Here is a 16,804-nt window from a genome sequence, read left to right on the forward strand (position 1 = left end):
CTGCCCGCCCTGCGCGACCGCTTGGCCGCCGCCCTCCCCTGACGGCCGTCCACCCGGTTCAGCGGGCCACGGCCAGCCGGTAGTCCTCGTCGGCGCCGAGCAGGTTGCGGTGCGTGTCCTCCGCGGTGATGACGCCGTCGTCCAGGACGAGGACCCGGTCGGCGGCGTCCAGGAGGGCCGGGCTGGACGTGATCACCAGCGTGGTGCGGCCGCCGCGCAGCCCGGCGATGTTGCGCGCGATGAGCTGCTCGGTGACCGCGTCCACGGCCGTGGTCGGGTCGTGCAGGACGAGGAGGGGAGCGTCGGCGGCCAGGGCGCGGGCCAGGCACAGGCGCTGGCGCTGGCCGCCGGACAGGTTCGCGCCGCGGTCGCGGACGGCGTGGTCGAGCCCCTCCCGGTGGAGGGCGACGACGTCGGCCAGCATGGACGCCTCGACGGCCTCGGCGACCAGCCGGGCGCCGCCCGCCGGGTCGATGTTCGTGCGGAGGGTGCCCGCGAAGACCTCCCCGTTGGACGGGTTCACCAGCATGTGCTCGCGGAGCGCGTCGATCGACAGGTCCGCCGCCTCCCGGCCGCCGACCCGCACCGTGCCCTCGTACGCACCGGGCGGGACGTCGCCGGAGAGAAGCGCCATGAGGTCGGCGGCCGCACCCGGCCGGTACGCGGCGATCGCGACGAACTCGCCAGCGGGCACGTGGAATCTCAGCTTGCGCAGGGACCCGTACTGGACGCAGTCGATCTCCAGGCCGCCGTCCGCGGCGGGACGCCCCGAGCCCGGAACCGTCACCGGAGGCGCGGCCAGCACCAGTGCCATCCGCTCGGCGGACGCCCGCGCGACCATGACGTACTTCGGCATCTCCGAGAACAGCTTGAGCGGTTCCATGATGAACTGCGCCAGCCCCACGGCCATGACGAGTTCCCCGGTGGTGATCGCGCCCTGGAACGCGAGCCGTCCCGCCAGCAGCGTCACGGCGGTGGCGAGGAGCGCGTTGAGGGCGAGCGCGGTGCCCGCGTACGCGGCGTTCGCCCCGGCGACGGTGACCGCCTGGTTCCGCGCCTCCCCGCTGACCTCCCGGTAGGACCGGAACGCCGCGTGGTTGCCGCCGAAGCCGTGCAGCGGGCGCAGGCCCGCGATCAGGTCGGCGACCTTCGCGCCCGCCCGCGCGACCCGGGCCTGCTGCTCGCGGGTGCCGGAGCCGATCCGCTTGGACAGCACGCTCAGCGCCGACAGGACGGCGACGGTCCCCGCGATCACCAGCAGTCCGAGCCACGGCGAGGCCAGGGCGAGCGCGACCGCCGCGATCAGCACCGCGACCAGCGAGCTGACCAGCAGCGGCACCACCTCGACGATGTCGGCGGTCTGGTCGGCGTCCTCGGTGGCGATGGTCAGCACCTCGCCGGACTTGAGGCCGGTGTCCGCGGCGACCGGCTGGAGCCCGCGGCCCGCGACCCGCACCCGCCAGCGGTGCGCCTCGGTCGTGCCGGCCTTCTGCAGGACGCGCATCCCGAACCGCCACGAGAACGACACGGTCGTGATGATCACGGCGAGCGCGGCGACCGACAGGGCGAGCGCGCCGGGGCTCCGGTCCCGCATCGTGTGCTGGACGATCAGGCCGAGCGCGATGGGGAACGCCGTCTCGCCCGCCTGGTACATGCCGAGCAGGACGGTGCCCGCGGACATGGCGCCGGCGTTGCGGCGCAGCGCGGTCCGGAGGATCTCCGGCCCGGTGCCGGTCCGCCGGCTCTCGTCGGCTGTCATCGGCCGCCCGCCCGCCACGCCTGCCAGAGCCGCGCGTACCGCCCGCCGAGGGCGACCAGTTCGTCATGGGTGCCGTGCTCCACCACGCGGCCCGCGTCCAGCACGGCGATCCGGTCGGCCGCCTTCGCCTGGCTCAGCCGGTGCGCGACGAGCAGCGTGGTGCGGCCCCGGCACGCGGCGAGGACGGCCCGCTCCAGTTCGGCGGCGCCCTGGCTGCCCGCCTCCGCGGTCGACTCGTCCAGCACCACCACGGGCGACCGGCTCAGCACCAGCCGGGCCAGGGCGATCTGGGTGACCCTGGTGGCGTCGAGGCGCTCGCCGCCCTCGCCGACCCTGGTGCTCAGCCCGGCGGGCAGCGCGGCGGCCCAGCCGTCCGCGCCGACCGTGCGGAGTGCGTCCACCAGTTCGGTGTCGGACGCCTCCGGCGCGGCGAGCCGCAGGTCGCCGGCGAGGGAGCCGGAGAACACGTGCGTCTCCTGCGTGAGGATGCTCACCAGCGCCCGCGCCCCGGCCTCGTCCAGACCGGCGAGGTCGGCCGGGCCGATGCGCACCGATCCGGCCTGCGGGGTCCCGATGCCGGCGATGAGCGCGGCCAGGGTCGACTTGCCCGCGCCGGTCGCCCCCACCAGCGCCAGTGAGCCGCCCGCCGGGATCGTCAGGTCGACGTCCCGCAGGACCGGTTCCTCGGAGCCGGGATAGGTGAACGTCAGCCCCTCGACTGCCACCGGGTACGCCGCGCCGGCCTCCGGCGGGACGGCCGTGCCGCCCACCAGGCGCTCCTCCGCGGCCTCCCCGAGCACCCCGACGAGCCGGGTCAGGCTCGCGCCCGACTTCTGCGCCTCGTCGAAGGTGAACAGGATGGAGCCCAGCGGGTTGAACAGGCGGTGGAACAGCAGCGGGGCCGCCGCCACGTCGCCCAGGCTCGCGGCGCCGGCCTCCAGCAGCGCGTACCCCACCACGATGATGAGGACGAGTCCGATGAACTCGGCCCGGTTCTCCCGCCCGACGAACCGGCCGAAGAGGTGGAACACCTCGATGCCGAGATCGCGCACCCGCCACGACTCCGCGGTGACCTTCGCGCGGAAGGCGCCCTCAAGCCGGTACGCCCGGACCGTGCCGATCCCGTCCAGGCCGCTGATCAGTTCCTGCGCCCGGTCGGCCTGCGCCGCGCGCTGCTTGCGGTAGAGCGGCGCCGACCTCGGGAGGTACCAGCGTAGCGCCAGCGCGTACGCGGGCAGCGCGCCGGCGCCCGCCAGGCCGAGCCGCCAGTCGAGGCCGAACATGCCGGCGGTGGCGATGGCGACCAGCACGCCCGCGGAGAAGACCGTGGGGACGGCCGTCCGGATGCCCTTCGACAGGACGGCGACGTCGTCGCCGACCCTGGACAGGACGTCCCCGCGGCCGACCTGCTCGATCCGCGCGCTCGGCATGCCCAGCACCGCCCGCACGGCGTCCTCCCGCAGCCGTGCGAGCAGGTCGGCGCCGAGCCGTCCGATCAGGTACTCCGACGCCGCGGTGGCGACGGCGCCGAGCGTCCCGGCGGCCACCATGAGGGCGCCGACCGTGACCAGGATCGATGACGATCCGCCCTCGGTCACCCCGTCGACGACCCGGCCGAGCAGCAGCACCGGCAGCACCTGGAGCGCCGCCCCCGCCACCGTGGTGAGGACGGTGGCGGCCGTCAGCCCGGGCGTCTCACGGCAGTGCGCCGCGACCCATCGGGTGGCCTCGCGGCCGGTCGCCGTGTGCAGGGCGGCGGGGGCGAGGCGCGTCGCTGTGGTCGCCACGCACCTACCCGGCCGACTCGACGAGCTGGTCGATCGCGTACGGCACGGACAGCAGGGTGCTCTGGGAGAGGGCCGCGCCGACCGCCGGGCCCTCGCTGTCCAGCAGGTACGACACCTTGCCGTCCTTGACCGCGGAGAGGTTGGCGAACAGCGCGAACTTCTTCAGCGCCTCCTGGTCGGCCTTGTCGTTGACGACGAAGACGCGGTCGACGTCGACGAGGTCGACGCGTTCGGGGGACAGCACGGTGTAGAACTTACCGCCGGCGATCTTGTCGATCTCCGTGGCGCCCTTGAAGCCGAGGCCGGACACCAGCTGCCCGCGGACGTCGGTGGTGGTGAAGGGCGCGACCGAGTTCTTGTACCAGGACAGGACGACGGCCGTCTGGCTCGCGAACTCCGGGTGCGCCTTGCGGACCGCGGCGAGCTTGGCCTGGATGTCCGCCACCATCTTCGTGCCCTCGGCCTCCTGGCCGAGCGCCTTCGCGATGTGCACCGCGTTGTCCTGCCACGGCGCGCTGAACGGCTCCTTCTCCGCCTTGGTCCGGGCCACCGTCGGGGCGATCTTGGAGAGCTTGTCGTAGCCCGCCTTGTCGATCTCGGAGTAGACGGCGACGATCAGGTCCGGCCGCAGCGCGGCGATCTTCTCGTAGTTCGGGCCGGAGTCGCCGTTGCTCATCACGACCTCGGGACGGGCGCCGCCCCACTTGTCCTTCACCCAGGGCCACTGGGTGTTGATGTCGGGGGACGTGCCCGGCGGGTTCGGGTACTGGTCGACCATGCCGACCGGCTTGACCCCGAGCGCGAGGAGCGCCTGGTCGTCGGTGTAGCCGACGGAGACGACCCGCTTGGGCGCCTCGGTGATCCGGGTGGTGCCGAACGCGTGCTCCACGGTGACCGGGAAGGTGCCCGCCGCCGCGGCCGGGGCGGTGTCGGCCGGGGTGTCCGACGAGCCGGAACCGCAGCCGGCGAGGAGGAGGGCGCCGAGGACCGCGGCGGACAGGACGGCCGCCGGCCGCCGGGACCTCGTGCGTGTCGTTCGATGGGGGGCCATTCGACATCCTTGCCTCGTGCCGTCCGCTCCGCCCCGGGCTCAGGGCGGACTGATCTTGGCGGGAGCTAAGGCGAGGCTAACCTAACTTGTTGTGGACATTCCAGGCGGGGGCCGGTCAGCGGGACCGGACGTGGGCGCGGCCGATCGGCACGATGAGCGGCCGGTCCCCCACCGGGTCGTCGATCACCTCGGCCCGCAGCCCGAACGCCTCGCGCAGCAGCTCCGCGGTGACCACCTCGCGCGGATGGCCCTGCGCGAGGATCGACCCCGCCCGCATCACGACGAGGTGGTCGCTGTACCGCGTCGCCAGGTTGAGGTCGTGCAGGACCATGACCACGGTGCGGCCCGCCTCGTGCAGGTCGTCCACCAGGTCCAGGACGTCGATCGCGTACGCCAGGTCGAGGTAGGTGGTCGGCTCGTCCAGCAGCAGCAGGTCGGTGCCCTGGGCCAGGATCATCGAGATCCAGACGCGCTGCCGCTGCCCGCCGGACAGCGTGTCGACCGGGCGGCGGGCCAGGTCCGCCACCCCGGTCATGGCCAGCGCGTCCGCCACCACGCCGGCGTCGTCCGACGACCACTGCCGCAGCCAGCCCTGGTGCGGATGGCGGCCCCGCGCGACGAGGTCGGCCACCGTCAGCCCCTCCGGCGCGACCGGCGCCTGCGGCAGCAGGCCGAGCTTCCTCGCGACGTCCCTGGTCCGCAGCTTCGCGATGTCGGTACCGTCCAGCACGACCGTGCCGCTGGCCGGCTTCAGCAGCCTCGACAGGGTCCGCAGCAGGGTCGACTTGCCGCAGCCGTTCGGGCCGATGATCGTGGTGATCACACCGGACGGGATCTCCACGTCGAGCCCGTCGATGACCGTCCGGCCGCCGTATCCGACCGCGACGCCCCGGGCGGCGAGCCGCGCGTCGTCCCCGGTGTGCCCGCCGGCCGCAGCATCCATTTCGCTCCGCCTCACCATCACGCCGTCCGCCTCAGGTTCGCCCGCACCAGCAGATAGACCAGGAAGGGCCCGCCGATCGCGGCGGTGACCACGCCGACCGGCAGGGCGACCGGCAGCACCGTCCGCGCCGCCAGGTCGGCGCCGGTCAGCAGCAGCGCGCCCACCAGGCCGGAGGCGACCAGCGGCGGCGTCGCGCACCGTGCCAGCCGCATCGCCGCCTGCGGCGCCACCAGCGCCACGAACGGGACCGGGCCCGCCGCGCTCACCGCCACACCGGCCAGCAGCACCGCGCACAGCAGCATGACCGCCCGCACCGGCGAGTTCCGGACGCCCAGTCCCGCGGCGACGTCGTCGCCGAGGTGCAGCGGCCGGAACTGGAACGCGGCGCCCGCCACGACGGCCAGCAGGACGAGCGTGCACCCGAGCGCCGTCCCGGCTTCGCGCCACCCGCGTCCGTCCAGCGAGCCGACCAGCCACACCTGGGCGCGGGCCACGTCCGTGATGTCGGCGGTGACCAGCAGCCAGCTCGTGACCGCCTGCATCACGGCGCTCACCGAGATGCCGATGAGGATGAGCCGGAAGCCGTCGATCCCGCGCCGCCACGCCAGCAGGTACACCAGCAGCCCGGTGGCGAGGCCGCCCGCGAGCGCCGCCGCGGGCAGCCCCGCGGCGCCGGCGACCGCCGCGCTCGTCCCGCCCGACACCGTCAGCAGCAGCACCGCGACCGCTCCGGCGCCCTGGGTGATGCCGAGGACGTCCGGGCTGGCCAGCGGATTGCGCGCGATGGACTGCGTGATCGCGCCGGACGTCCCGAGCGCGATGCCCACCACGAGCCCGGCCAGGGCGCGCGGCAGCCGCAGGTCCATGATCACGAACCGGTCGAACCGCTCGCCGCCGCCGAAAATCGTGGCGATCACCCGGGGCAGCCCGATGGGGAAGTCCCCGGCGCCGATCGACAGGCAGAACACCAGGAACGTCGCCGCCGCCAGCAGCAGCGTGACCAGGACGAGCCACGGCCGCCACACGAACGACACGCGGCCGAGGCGCACGCCCGGCACCACCGGCCGCTCGGTCCCGGTTCCGGTCATGCGGTCCTGAACTTCCCGCGCCAGACCAGGGCCGCGAAGAACGGGGCGCCGACCAGGGCGACGACGATGCCCGCGTCCAGTTCGCCCGGCCGCACGACCAGCCGCCCCACGATGTCGCAGACCACGAGGACGATGGCGCCGAGCAGCCCCGCGTACGGGACCAGCCAGCGGTAGTCGGGACCGGTCAGATATCGGGCCACGTGGGCGACCATGAGGCCGAGGAACGCGATGGGGCCGCACGCGGCCGTCGCCGCGCCCGCCAGCAGCGTGATGGCGGCGATGGCGGCCGTCCGGCTCAGCCCGACGTTGACCCCGGCCGCCCGCGCCATGTCGTCGCCCAGGTTGAGCATGTTGACGGCGGGCAGCGTGGCCAGCGCCAGGACGAGCCCGGCCGCGATGAACGCGGCCACCGGCCAGATCACGTGGAACTTGACACCGGCCACGGTGCCCGCGTTCCAGAACCGCAGGGCGTTGAGCGACTGCTGGTCCGACAGCGCGACCGCCGTGGTCATCGCCGCCAGGAACACCGTGACCCCCTGCCCGGCCAGCGCGAGCGTCAGCGGGTTCCCGGCGCCCCGCCCGATGCTCGCCAGCCCGAACACGACGGCACCGGACGCCGCCGCCCCGAGGAAGGCGAACCACACGTACTGGAACGGGTTGGTGAACCCGAAGAGGGTGACCGCCGAGACCACGGCGAACGAGGCGCCGGAGTTCACCCCCAGCAGGCCCGTGTCGGCGATCGGGTTGCGCGTGCACCCCTGGATCAGCGCACCGGCGGCTCCGAGCGCGGCGCCCGCGACCATCGCGAGCACCGTCCGGGGCACCCGCACGGTCTGCACGATGAGCCTGATCTCGGTGAGCCGCTGGTCGGGGCCCGGCGCCGCGAACAACCCGTCCCAGACCTCGCCCGGGCTCAGCGCCCGCGCGCCGACGACCAGCGACGCCGCTCCCGCGACCACGAGGACCGCCACGAGAACGCCCAGCCCGACGCCCCGCCGCCCGGATGCCGCCGCGACCCCGGACGCGGAACCGGAGGCGGGCCGCTTCTCGGTGACCGCGCTCATCCGCGCCCGTCAGGTCCGCCCAGCACCGCTGTCCTCCGAACTCGCCCAACAAATAAGGCGAGCCTAACCTAATCAGCCGCGGGTGCGGCGGGCGGCGGCGGTGCGGCCGGCTCGGCGGCCGAAGAAGGAGCCCTCGCCCAGTTGGGTGCCCGAGCAGTAGCCGGCGCCGTCCTGGGCGATGTTGGACGCGCAGGCCCCGGCCGCGTAGAGGCCCTCGATGACCGTCCCGTCCGGCCGCCGGACCTCGCCGTCGAGCGTGGTGGCCATGCCGCCGAGCGTGAAGCCGGCGTACAGGGCGGTGCCGAGGCTCAGGTCGTAGACGCCCCACGGGCCCTTGGCCTGCGGCGCCAGCCAGTCGGGGTGCTTGTGGAAGTCGGGGTCCTCGCCGCGGACGGCGTGCTCGTTGTAGCGCGCCATGGTCGAGGCGAGGGAGCCCTGGGGCAGGCCGAGGCCCGCCTCCATCTCCTCGATCGTCTCGTAGCCGTCCTTCAGGGGGACGAGCGGCATGCGCTGCTCTTCCATGTGGTCGCTGTCGGCGATCAGGTATGCCGTGGCACCGGGCTGTTCGAGGACGAAGTACGAGGTGCGCGCGTGGTAGCTGTCCTCGGCCACGAAGCGCTCGCCGCGGCTGTTGACGATAATCCCCTTGACCAGCGACGACGGCGGGTAGAAGGGCGCGGTGATGAACGGCTCTTCCATGTGTTCGAGCGCGGCGCCGGCCGACTGGCCCAACCGGATGCCGAGGCCGTCGTCGTAAGTGCTGCCCAGGGTGAACAGTTTCCCGCCGAGGGGCGGCGTGTAGGTGGCGACCATGTCCGGGTTCATCACGAAGCCGCCGGCCGCGATCACCACACCGGTGCAGCCGATGACGCCGCTCTGGTCGAACTTCCGCCACGCGACACCGGTGACCGCGCCATTTCCGGTGACCACCAGATTGGTCGCGCCGGTCTCGTAGCGGACCTCGACGCCCGCTTCCTCGATCCGGTCCCGCAGCAGGTCCATGACGATTTTCGTGCCGTCGGTGTCGCCGGGCACCGGCACCTTGTGGCCTCTCGGCGCCGGGACGATCTCGTCGCGGAACGGCCATACCTTCTCGTTGCCGGTGAACATCAGGCCCTCGGTGCCGGGCTGGATCACCGCCTTGCCGGGAAAGTAGGACCGCTCGAACTCGAAGCCCAGCGCCTCAAGCCAGTCGAAATGAGCGACCGACCCTTCGCAGTAGGCGCGGATCTTCTCCTCGTCGGGGTTCTTGGTGCTCGCCATCAGGTAGCGCACCATCGCCTCGACCGTGTCCTGATGGCCGGTCGCCTGCTGGACGGCGGTGCCCCCGCCCAGGTAGAAGTGGCCGCCCGACATGCTCGACGTCCCGCCGTGGACGGCGGCGCGCTCCAGAAGCAGGACCCGGGCTCCTGATCGGGCGGCTTCCAGTGCGGCACAGCCGCCGGCGATTCCGAAGCCGACCACGACCACGTCGAACTGCTCGGCATCGCCGGGGAGATCCGCTGCCGGTATCACCTGGGGGACGGTCAGCCCCGAAGAGGATTGCGAGTTCATCCGCGGTCAGCCTTTGTGCGGGATCTGGTTGACGGTGCCTCCGTCAATGACGAATTCCGATGCGGTCGCGAACGAGGACTCGTCGCTGGCGAGGAAGACGACGAAGGAGGCCACGTCTTCGGGCTGACCGGGGCGTCCGAGCGGAATGGGCACCATGTCGTCGGGAATGCCTTCGGTGATCGGGGTGCGGATCAGCCCCGGATGCAGCGAGTTGACCCGGACGCCGTGCGGGGCGAGTTCGATGGCGACCGACTTGGTCAGACCGCGCAGCCCCCATTTCGAGGCGACATAGCCGTGCGCCCAGGACGTGCCGCGCAGGCCCTCGATCGAGGAGTTGTTGATGACCGAGCCGCCCCCGGCAGCGATCAGCGCGTCGGCCGCCGCGCGCATGCCGAGGAACGCGCCGGTGAGGTTGACGTCGATGATCTGCTGCCATTTCTCCAGCTTGAACCGGTTGATGGCCGCGCCGTTGGCGATCCCCGCGTTGTTGAACAGCACGTTCAGGCGGCCGAACTCGCGGACGGTGGTCTCGACCGCGGCCGTCCAGTCCTCGGGGCTCGTCACGTCGAGGTGCACGTAGCGGCCCGCGTCGCCCAGCTCGTCCGCGACGGCCCTGCCCTCGTCGTCGAGGATGTCGCCGATCACGATCTCGGCGCCCTCGGCGGCCAGCGCGCGGGCGGCGGCCGCTCCGATGCCGCGCGCTCCCCCGCTGATCAGGGCGACCTTTCCGTCCACACGTCCCATGGCCGGTGTCCTCTCTCAGTGGGCCAGCGCCGTCGCGAAGACGCCGCGGGCGGTGTTGAAGGGCAGGTCGAGCGGCGTCCGCAGGCCCGGCGGCGCCGCCACGACGTCGGGGATCGAGTTCACGATGCGGCCGGCGCCGGCGGCGATCGCGGCGTGGTTGTGGTCGCCGTGGGCGCTGGTCGGGCAGACGTCGACGCGATAGGACGGCTCGCCGGTGATCTCGACCCGGTAGGAGCCGCCGTCCTGCGCGGGCTGCGGCCAGTCGGGGCGGAGGTCGCCGCGCAGCCGGGTCGTGTGGTCGATGACGAGCACCTCCTTGCCCGCGGCGACGCCGGTGATCTGGAACCGCATGCCGGCCACGCCGCCCGCGGGGATGTGCCCTGCGGCCACGTCGAACGCCTCCGGCGCCGGCTCCAGCTCGAACCACTCGGTGATGTCGTCCAGCTCGAAGCCGAACCCCTTCGCCATCATCCGGAGGCTGACGCCCCAGGACGCCGCCAGGATGCCCGGCTTGAACATCTTCGGGAGGTCCCCGGCGGGCCGTCCGAAGCCCATGAAGTCGAACACGACCGGGCCGCCGTCGTAGGACGCGTAGTCGGCGATCTCCGAGCAGCGCACCTGCTCCACCTTCTGGCAGGTGCTGGCGAGCGCGAAGGGCAGCAGGTCGTTGACCCATCCGGGGTCCACCCCGGTGGCGAGGAGGCTCGCCCCGCCCGCCCGGCAGGCGTCCTCGACCGGGTCGATCATGCGGTCCGGCAGCAGGTTCCAGGGATAGATGAGCGGCACCGGCGAGGAGGCGACGACGTTGCTGCCCGAGGCCAGGATCTTCGCGATGTCGCCGAGCGCCTCGAACAGGCGGGTCTCCCCGATCGCGCAGTAGACCGTGCACTCCGGACCGGCGGCCAGCGCCGCGTCCAGGTCGCCGGTGGCGGCCACCCCGGTGACGACGTCGAGACCGGCGAGCTCACCGGCGTCCCGCCCGATCTTCTCCGGGTTCGACACGACCAGCCCGGCGAGTTCGAAGCGGGGGTCCTCGATGAGCTGCGACAAGGCGATGCGCCCGACGTTGCCGGTCGCGACATGAAGGACGCGGATGGCCATGGTGCTCCTCAACGGGTGGGACGACGCCTGTCGGACAGCTGTCCAGTCACTATTCCAGAACAGTAGAACACGTTCTAGTATGACGCCATGCGCAACGGCATCGTGCTCTTCACCTCCGACCGCGGCATCGCCCCGGCAACGCTCGCGAAGGCCGCGGAGGAGCGCGGCTTCGACACCCTCTACGTGCCCGAGCACACCCACATCCCGGTGCGCCGGGACGCGCTGCACCCGACCGGCGGCAAGGACCTGCCCGACGACCGCTACATGCGCACCCTCGACCCCTGGGTGTCGCTGGCGACCGCCGCCGCGGTGACCGAGCGGATCGGCCTCGCGACCGCGGTCTCGCTGCCGGTGGAGTCCGACCCGATCACCCTCGCCAAGACGCTCGCGACCCTGGACCACCTGTCCGGCGGCCGGGTGACGGTCGGCGCCGGCTTCGGCTGGAACACCGACGAGCTGGCCGACCACCACGTCCCCGCCGCGAAGCGCCGCACCGTCCTCAAGGAGTACCTGGAGGCGATGCGCGCCCTGTGGACGCAGGAGGAGGCGTCCTACGACGGCGAGTTCGTGTCGTTCGGGCCGAGCTGGGCCTACCCCAAGCCCCCGCAGGGCCGGATCCCGGTGATCATCGGCGCGGGCGGCGGCCCCAAGACCATGAAGTGGATCGCCGGCCACGCCGACGGCTGGATGACCACCCCGATCGAGACCGGTGTCGCCGCGAAGGCCGGCCTGCTGCGCAAGGAATGGGACGAGGCGGGCCGCGAGGGCGACCCCGACGTGCGGATCCTCGTCGCCAAGAAGCCCACCCCCGAAGACCTCGCCGAATGGTCCGGCGCCGGCGTGTCCGAGCTGATCTGGGGCGTGCCCGACGCCGACGACACCACGGTGCTCACGTACCTCGACAAGACGGCCGCGCGCCTCGGCCTCTGACCCCACCCGCGTGCAAGGAGACCGGCAGATGCCCCACCCGCCAGCGAGCCGCTACGCAGACCTGTCCAGGGAGGAGCTCGCGGTCGTCGTGCCCGAGCTGCTGCTGATCGGACAGCTCATCGACCGCTCCGGGATGGCGTGGTGCATCTCCGCGTTCGGCCGGGAGGAGATGGCGCGGATCGCGATCGAGGAGTGGGCGGCCGCGAGCCCGATCTACACCAGGCGGATGCAGCGGGCGCTCGGCTACGCCCCCGAGGTCCCCGGGAAGGGCGACGTCCCGACCATCTTCAAGGGCCTGCAGCTCGACATCGGCGCTCCGCCGCAGTTCATGGACTTCCGCTACACCGTCCACGACCGGTGGCACGGCGAGTTCCACCTCGACCACTGCGGCGCCCTGATGGACGTGGAGCCGATGGGCGAGGCGTACGTCCGGTCCATGTGCCACGACATCGAGGACCCCACCTTCGACGCGACCGCCGTCGCGACCAACCCGAAGGCGCAGGTGCGGCCCGTCCACCGCCCGCCGCGGCAGCCGGCCGGACGGCACCCCCACTGCGCGTGGACCGTGATCATCGACGAGGCGTACCCCGACGCGCAGGGCATCCCCCTGCTCGCCGTCAACGAGCGTTCCCGCGCCGCGAACCTGGAGCTGGCACCGATCGACCCGGCCGGCGACGGCCTCGCCGGCTACACCGGCCCGCTGCTGTCCGACCTGGACTTCGCCGCGTTCTCCCGGTCCGCGCTGGCCCGGATCGCCGACGAGGTGTGCCTCCAGATGCACCTGCTGAACCGCGCCTTCACCCTCGCCGTGGCCGAACGCGCCGCCGACGCGGGCGAACTGCTCGGGATCCGCCGCAAGCAGCTGGTGGGGATCGCCGGCATCGCCGCGGAACGGCTCGCCCGCGCCCTGGACCTGCCGGGCGACGCGGAGGCGGCGGCCCGCCTCCTGGCGGTCCATCCCATCCTCAATCCGTCGGCCTACGTCGATGCCGGCATCGACGGCGCGAACGTCGACGTCCGCCCGTCCGCCGCCCACGAGGACGATGCGTGGATCTCGCTGTGCGGCCCGGAGTGGACGACCCCGCTCCAGGCCGTCGTCCGCGCCGTGGACGACCATCTCGGCGTCGAGGCCACCGGTACCGCCGACGGATGGCGGCTGACCGTCGTCCGCCGCGACGAGCCGGCGCCCGAATCCGACGAGGTCGCCGTCGTGCGGTTCAGCACCGGCTCCGACTTCGCCTTCGAGCCCCGCCGCTCCCTCCCGATCACACCCGTCTGACCCCCGTCCGACTCCCGACGCACGGAAGGTCGAACATGAAACGCCTGGCAGCCGCATTATCAGCCCTCACCGCCGCGACGGCCGTCCAAGCCCTGCCCGCCGGCACGCCGGTCGCGCACGCCGAGACCCTCGCGCCCGACCGCATCACCGTCACCGCCGCCGGGACCCCCGCCTACCGGCTTCAGGACGACCTGTCGTCCGGCGGCATCACCGTGACCGAAACGGTGGGCGACTACACCACCGACAAGATCGTCGGACAGGGCGCCCTGCCCGGCACGAGCGGCGGGACCGCCCAGGTCGGGTTCCAGATCAGCCGCTCGGTCCTCACCCTCTCGGGGACGTTCACCCTGCACGACCCCGGCGCCGGCGTGCAGATCACCGCCAACGTGCTCGGCGGCGTCCGATCACCCTCGGACGGCACGGTCACCTGGCAGGGCAAGGGCACCGTCGAGCGCGGCGGGCAGTCCTCCACGCAGACGGTGAGCTTCACCGTCTCGGGCGGCCCCGCCTCCCCCGACGTGGACGACCCCGGCTTCGTCAACGCGCTCCAGGACATCCTCATCGAGCGCTTCAACGCCGACCCGCGCCGCCTGTACGCGTCCGGGATGAGCAACGGAGGCTTCTTCACCAGCAAGATGGCCTGCGAGAACCAGCGGTTCGCCGCCTACGCGCCCGTCTCGGGCCAGCTTGAGGACCAGGGCGCCTGCCATCCGGGACGGCACGTCCCGATGCTGATGATCCACGGCGACGGCGACTTCATCGTCCCCTACAGCGGCGCCACCTCCGCCGCCCCGTTCTGGGCGCGCAACAACGGCTGCGCCGCCACGACCACCGACACCGACCTGCCCGACACCCACCCGGACGACAACACCACCGTCACGAGGCACACCTACAACGGATGCCCGGCAGACGCCCCCGTGCTCCTCTACCAGATCAAGGGCGGCGGCCATAACTGGCCCGGCGGCACCCCCTTCCTAGGCCCCTTCCTGGGAGGCACCACCTACGACATAGACGCCAACGAGGTCATCTGGAACTTCGTCTCCAACTTCCGCCTCCCCCGTTGAGGTCGGCGATGGCGCGGAGGATGCCGGCGCGGGCCGCTTCCGGGGTTGTTACGGCTATGAGGACGTAGTACGCCAGGCCCTCCGCTTGGGCCACCAGGTCGACTGCCGTGGCCTCGGGGTCTGCGGCGGGTGGAGGAGAGCGGCGTCTCTGCGTATGAGGTCGGCTACCTGGTCGTGGAAGCGGGTGTAGTCGGCGCGCTTTCGAGGTCCTCGCCGACGAGCGCCCTGATGCGGGCGCTGCTCAGCTCGTTGCCGCGGTCGAAGGCCGCCTCGACGAGCTTCTGCTTGGTGGGGAAGTAGTGCTGGACGCGTCCCGCCGACACTCCGGCCTGCGCCGCGACCTCGGCCAGCGACACGGCCGGGAGCCCGCGCTCGGCGACGACCGCGAGCACCGCGTCGGCGATCTGCCGCCGCCGCGCCCCGTGCTCGACGCCCGGCCCGCTGGACGTCTCCGTGGTGAACGTCGCGCTGCCCTCGATCCAGGCGTCCCTGCACTTCGCGGACGCGGACCTGCCCTGGGTCGCGGGCGCATACACCCTCACCTTCGCCGGGTTCCGGCTGCTCGGCGCCACCGTCCTGGCTCCGGCGACCCTGACCGTCCTCACCACCACGTTCCCGGAGGGGCCCTCAGCGCACCCGCGCGCTCGCCGACCGGCGCCGGGCCGGGCGCGCCACCCGCCTCGACCTTTCCGGCGCGGCATCGGTCACCGCCGGTCTGGCCCTGTTCGCCTACGGCATCATGCAGGCCGGGCCCCGCGGCTGGGACGACCCGGTGACCGTGGCCGCCCTCGCGGTCGCGACCGTCCTGCTCGGCGGGTTCGTCTTCATCGAGACGCGCCTGGCCCGCAACCCGCTGATCCCGCCACGGTTGTTCCGCGTCCGGGCCATCTCCGCCGGGAACGCGGTGATGCTGCTCGCGGGCGCCTGTTTCCAGGGGCCGATGTGGTGCTTCCTGACGCTCTACATGCAGGACGTCCTGCACTACACCGCGTCGCAGACCGGCCTCGGCTTCCTCCCGCACACGCTGCTCACCATGATCGTCGGCCTGCGGGTCACGCCGTGGCTCATGCGGCGCACCGGCGACCGGACCGTGGGCCGCCGCGTCGCTCCTTCTGCCGGCTCACCACCAGCCGAAGGCGAGCCAGGTGAGCAGCGGCGCGATGGGGATGGAGACGAGGCCGTAGATGAGCAGCTGGCGGAACAGGCGGGGCCGCACCGCGGGTTCGGCGGCGCCGAGGATCAGGCCGCCGGTGATGCCGAGCGGGTTGATGTCGACCAGGACCGAGGCCAGCGCGAGGGCGAGCACGCCGCCGACCGGGGAGACGCCGTCGGCCACCAGCGGGGGGAGCAGCGGCATGGTGGTGACGAACACCGCGATGGAGCTGGCGGCGAACGAGGTGACCCCGGCGATGTAGCAGAGCACCAGGAGGCTGAGCAGGGGCGATCCGTCCACCTTGAGGAAGTCGCTGATCTGCTTGAACGCGCCGATGTGCTGCATCAGGCCCACGTAGGTCAGCAGGCCGCCGATCAGCAGGACGACGTTCCACGGGATCCTGGAGACGATCTCACTGGACGGCAGCCGGAACACCACCTGCAGGAGCAGCGCCGCGGTCAGGCCGAGGTAGCCCACGTTCATGTCCCATCCGACCGACAGGACGACGACCGCGAGCATGCAGAGGACCGTGAAGGCGCGGACTCCGCGCGGCTCCCGTGTCTCCGCCGGCGCGGTGGCCACGACCATCGCCGTCCCGCCCGAGCCGGCGGACGGGGACTCGGGTGCAGGGTCCGCCGGCGCGCCGGGACGGGACGGGGCGTCGATCCGCCCGCTCGGCAGGGCGCCGGTCCGCGTGCCGACCACGAGCAGGGCCGCGCACACGACCAGCCCGGTGACGAGCCCGCCGAGCAGGAACGTCACCGGCGCCGAGCCCGGCAGGCCGATGCCCTGCTTGTCGCTCAGCTCGCGCGCGGTGACGCCGTAGACGGCGAGCGGCGACAGCAGCCCGCTGATGATCCCGGTGACGCCGAGGACGGCCGCGATCAGCGGCGAGATCCGGTGCCGCGCGGCGAAGCCGAGCGCGATCGGGGAGACGATGGCGGTCGCCGCCGCGGGCAGGGTGCCGACGGCGGTGAGCACGGCGCCGATCACGAAGGGGACCAGCACGATCAGCACCACGCGGCCGCGGACGAGCTTCAGCAGCAGGTCGAGCAGCCAGTCGAGGGTCCCGTTGAGCTGGGCGACGGCGAACAGCGCCGTCACCCCGACGATCAGCACGAAGAAGTCGGCGGGGAAGAACCCCGTCACGTCGTCGATCGCCACATCGGCGGCCAGGCCGAGCAGGAACGCGGCGGCGAAGGCGCCCAGCCCGAGGTCGAACGCGGGGATCAGGGTCGCCGCGAAGAGGGCGACCAGCACGATGATGGACAGGGTTGCCATGCTCAT

The 16,804-nt window shown here is 72.8% G+C and carries 14 protein-coding genes; 3 read left to right on the forward strand and 11 right to left on the reverse strand.

The window, feature by feature from the left end; all coding sequences use genetic code 11:
* Positions 1-58: 58 nt before the first annotated feature.
* From E1293_RS07665 to E1293_RS07705, 9 genes are all read right to left on the reverse strand, one after another.
* On the reverse strand, positions 59-1,759 hold the full coding sequence (locus E1293_RS07665) for an ABC transporter ATP-binding protein (RefSeq protein WP_132195314.1): 1,701 nt from the start codon (positions 1,757-1,759) through the stop codon (positions 59-61).
* Positions 1,756-3,546, reverse strand: coding sequence for an ABC transporter ATP-binding protein (locus E1293_RS07670; RefSeq protein WP_132195316.1), 1,791 nt, complete (start codon positions 3,544-3,546; stop codon positions 1,756-1,758). Before E1293_RS07670 ends, E1293_RS07665 begins: the two co-directional genes overlap by 4 nt.
* 4 nt (positions 3,547-3,550) lie before the next feature.
* The gene (locus E1293_RS07675) at positions 3,551-4,597 is read right to left on the reverse strand and encodes an iron-siderophore ABC transporter substrate-binding protein (protein ID WP_132195318.1); all 1,047 of its coding nucleotides are present in this window, start codon (positions 4,595-4,597) and stop codon (positions 3,551-3,553) included.
* Positions 4,598-4,712: 115 nt separating this feature from the next.
* Positions 4,713-5,540 (reverse strand): ABC transporter ATP-binding protein, encoded by an 828-nt coding sequence (locus tag E1293_RS07680; RefSeq protein ID WP_132195320.1) that lies wholly within the window; start codon positions 5,538-5,540, stop codon positions 4,713-4,715.
* Positions 5,541-5,557: 17 nt separating this feature from the next.
* Entirely contained in the window at positions 5,558-6,628 is a 1,071-nt protein-coding gene (locus tag E1293_RS07685; RefSeq protein ID WP_132195322.1) for a FecCD family ABC transporter permease, read from the reverse strand.
* Complete coding sequence (locus tag E1293_RS07690) at positions 6,625-7,692, reverse strand: FecCD family ABC transporter permease (RefSeq protein ID WP_132195324.1); 1,068 nt, start codon at positions 7,690-7,692, stop codon at positions 6,625-6,627. Before E1293_RS07690 ends, E1293_RS07685 begins: the two co-directional genes overlap by 4 nt.
* A gap of 72 nt (positions 7,693-7,764) precedes the next feature.
* A complete protein-coding gene (locus E1293_RS07695) occupies positions 7,765-9,207 on the reverse strand; it encodes an FAD-binding protein (RefSeq protein WP_243716083.1) in 1,443 nt (480 codons plus the stop codon).
* Between the two features lie 45 nt (positions 9,208-9,252).
* Positions 9,253-9,990, reverse strand: a complete 738-nt coding sequence (locus E1293_RS07700; protein WP_132195328.1) for a glucose 1-dehydrogenase — start codon at positions 9,988-9,990, stop codon at positions 9,253-9,255.
* Positions 9,991-10,005: 15 nt separating this feature from the next.
* Positions 10,006-11,091 (reverse strand): NAD(P)H-dependent amine dehydrogenase family protein, encoded by a 1,086-nt coding sequence (locus E1293_RS07705; protein WP_132195330.1) that lies wholly within the window; start codon positions 11,089-11,091, stop codon positions 10,006-10,008.
* 87 nt (positions 11,092-11,178) lie between these two features.
* Between E1293_RS07705 and E1293_RS07710 the strand changes: the two genes are divergently transcribed.
* The 3 genes from E1293_RS07710 to E1293_RS07720 are packed head-to-tail and all read left to right on the forward strand — an operon-like array spanning position 11,179 to position 14,364.
* Positions 11,179-12,021 (forward strand): LLM class F420-dependent oxidoreductase, encoded by an 843-nt coding sequence (locus E1293_RS07710; protein ID WP_132195332.1) that lies wholly within the window; start codon positions 11,179-11,181, stop codon positions 12,019-12,021.
* Between the two features lie 28 nt (positions 12,022-12,049).
* Complete coding sequence (locus E1293_RS07715) at positions 12,050-13,300, forward strand: hypothetical protein (protein ID WP_132195334.1); 1,251 nt, start codon at positions 12,050-12,052, stop codon at positions 13,298-13,300.
* Positions 13,301-13,335: 35 nt separating this feature from the next.
* Positions 13,336-14,364: a CE1 family esterase gene (locus E1293_RS07720; RefSeq protein WP_132195336.1), complete on the forward strand. Its 1,029-nt coding sequence runs from the start codon at positions 13,336-13,338 to the stop codon at positions 14,362-14,364.
* Positions 14,365-14,528: 164 nt separating this feature from the next.
* Here E1293_RS07720 and E1293_RS49300 read toward each other — a convergent pair whose 3' ends face one another.
* Together E1293_RS49300 and E1293_RS07730 are read right to left on the reverse strand one after the other, a co-directional pair.
* Entirely contained in the window at positions 14,529-14,969 is a 441-nt protein-coding gene (locus E1293_RS49300) for a TetR family transcriptional regulator (protein ID WP_243716084.1), read from the reverse strand.
* A 515-nt stretch (positions 14,970-15,484) separates the two neighbouring features.
* A complete protein-coding gene (locus E1293_RS07730) occupies positions 15,485-16,804 on the reverse strand; it encodes an SLC13 family permease (protein WP_132195338.1) in 1,320 nt (439 codons plus the stop codon).

This window comes from Actinomadura darangshiensis, from assembly GCF_004349235.1.
Taxonomy (GTDB): Bacteria; Actinomycetota; Actinomycetes; order Streptosporangiales; family Streptosporangiaceae; genus Spirillospora; species Spirillospora darangshiensis.

Excerpts from the sequence above, each read along its gene's own strand:
- E1293_RS07665 (WP_132195314.1), bottom strand. The coding sequence starts at position 1,759 with ATGACAGCCGACGAGAGCCGGCGGACCGGCACCGGGCCGGAGATCCTC.
- E1293_RS07675 (WP_132195318.1), bottom strand. The coding sequence starts at position 4,597 with ATGGCCCCCCATCGAACGACACGCACGAGGTCCCGGCGGCCGGCGGCC.
- E1293_RS07680 (WP_132195320.1), bottom strand. The coding sequence starts at position 5,540 with ATGGATGCTGCGGCCGGCGGGCACACCGGGGACGACGCGCGGCTCGCC.
- E1293_RS07685 (WP_132195322.1), bottom strand. The coding sequence starts at position 6,628 with ATGACCGGAACCGGGACCGAGCGGCCGGTGGTGCCGGGCGTGCGCCTC.
- E1293_RS07690 (WP_132195324.1), bottom strand. The coding sequence starts at position 7,692 with ATGAGCGCGGTCACCGAGAAGCGGCCCGCCTCCGGTTCCGCGTCCGGG.
- E1293_RS07700 (WP_132195328.1), bottom strand. The coding sequence starts at position 9,990 with ATGGGACGTGTGGACGGAAAGGTCGCCCTGATCAGCGGGGGAGCGCGC.
- E1293_RS07705 (WP_132195330.1), bottom strand. The coding sequence starts at position 11,091 with ATGGCCATCCGCGTCCTTCATGTCGCGACCGGCAACGTCGGGCGCATC.
- E1293_RS07710 (WP_132195332.1), top strand. The coding sequence starts at position 11,179 with ATGCGCAACGGCATCGTGCTCTTCACCTCCGACCGCGGCATCGCCCCG.
- E1293_RS07715 (WP_132195334.1), top strand. The coding sequence starts at position 12,050 with ATGCCCCACCCGCCAGCGAGCCGCTACGCAGACCTGTCCAGGGAGGAG.
- E1293_RS07720 (WP_132195336.1), top strand. The coding sequence starts at position 13,336 with ATGAAACGCCTGGCAGCCGCATTATCAGCCCTCACCGCCGCGACGGCC.
- E1293_RS07730 (WP_132195338.1), bottom strand. The coding sequence starts at position 16,804 with ATGAGCATGGCAACCCTGTCCATCATCGTGCTGGTCGCCCTCTTCGCG.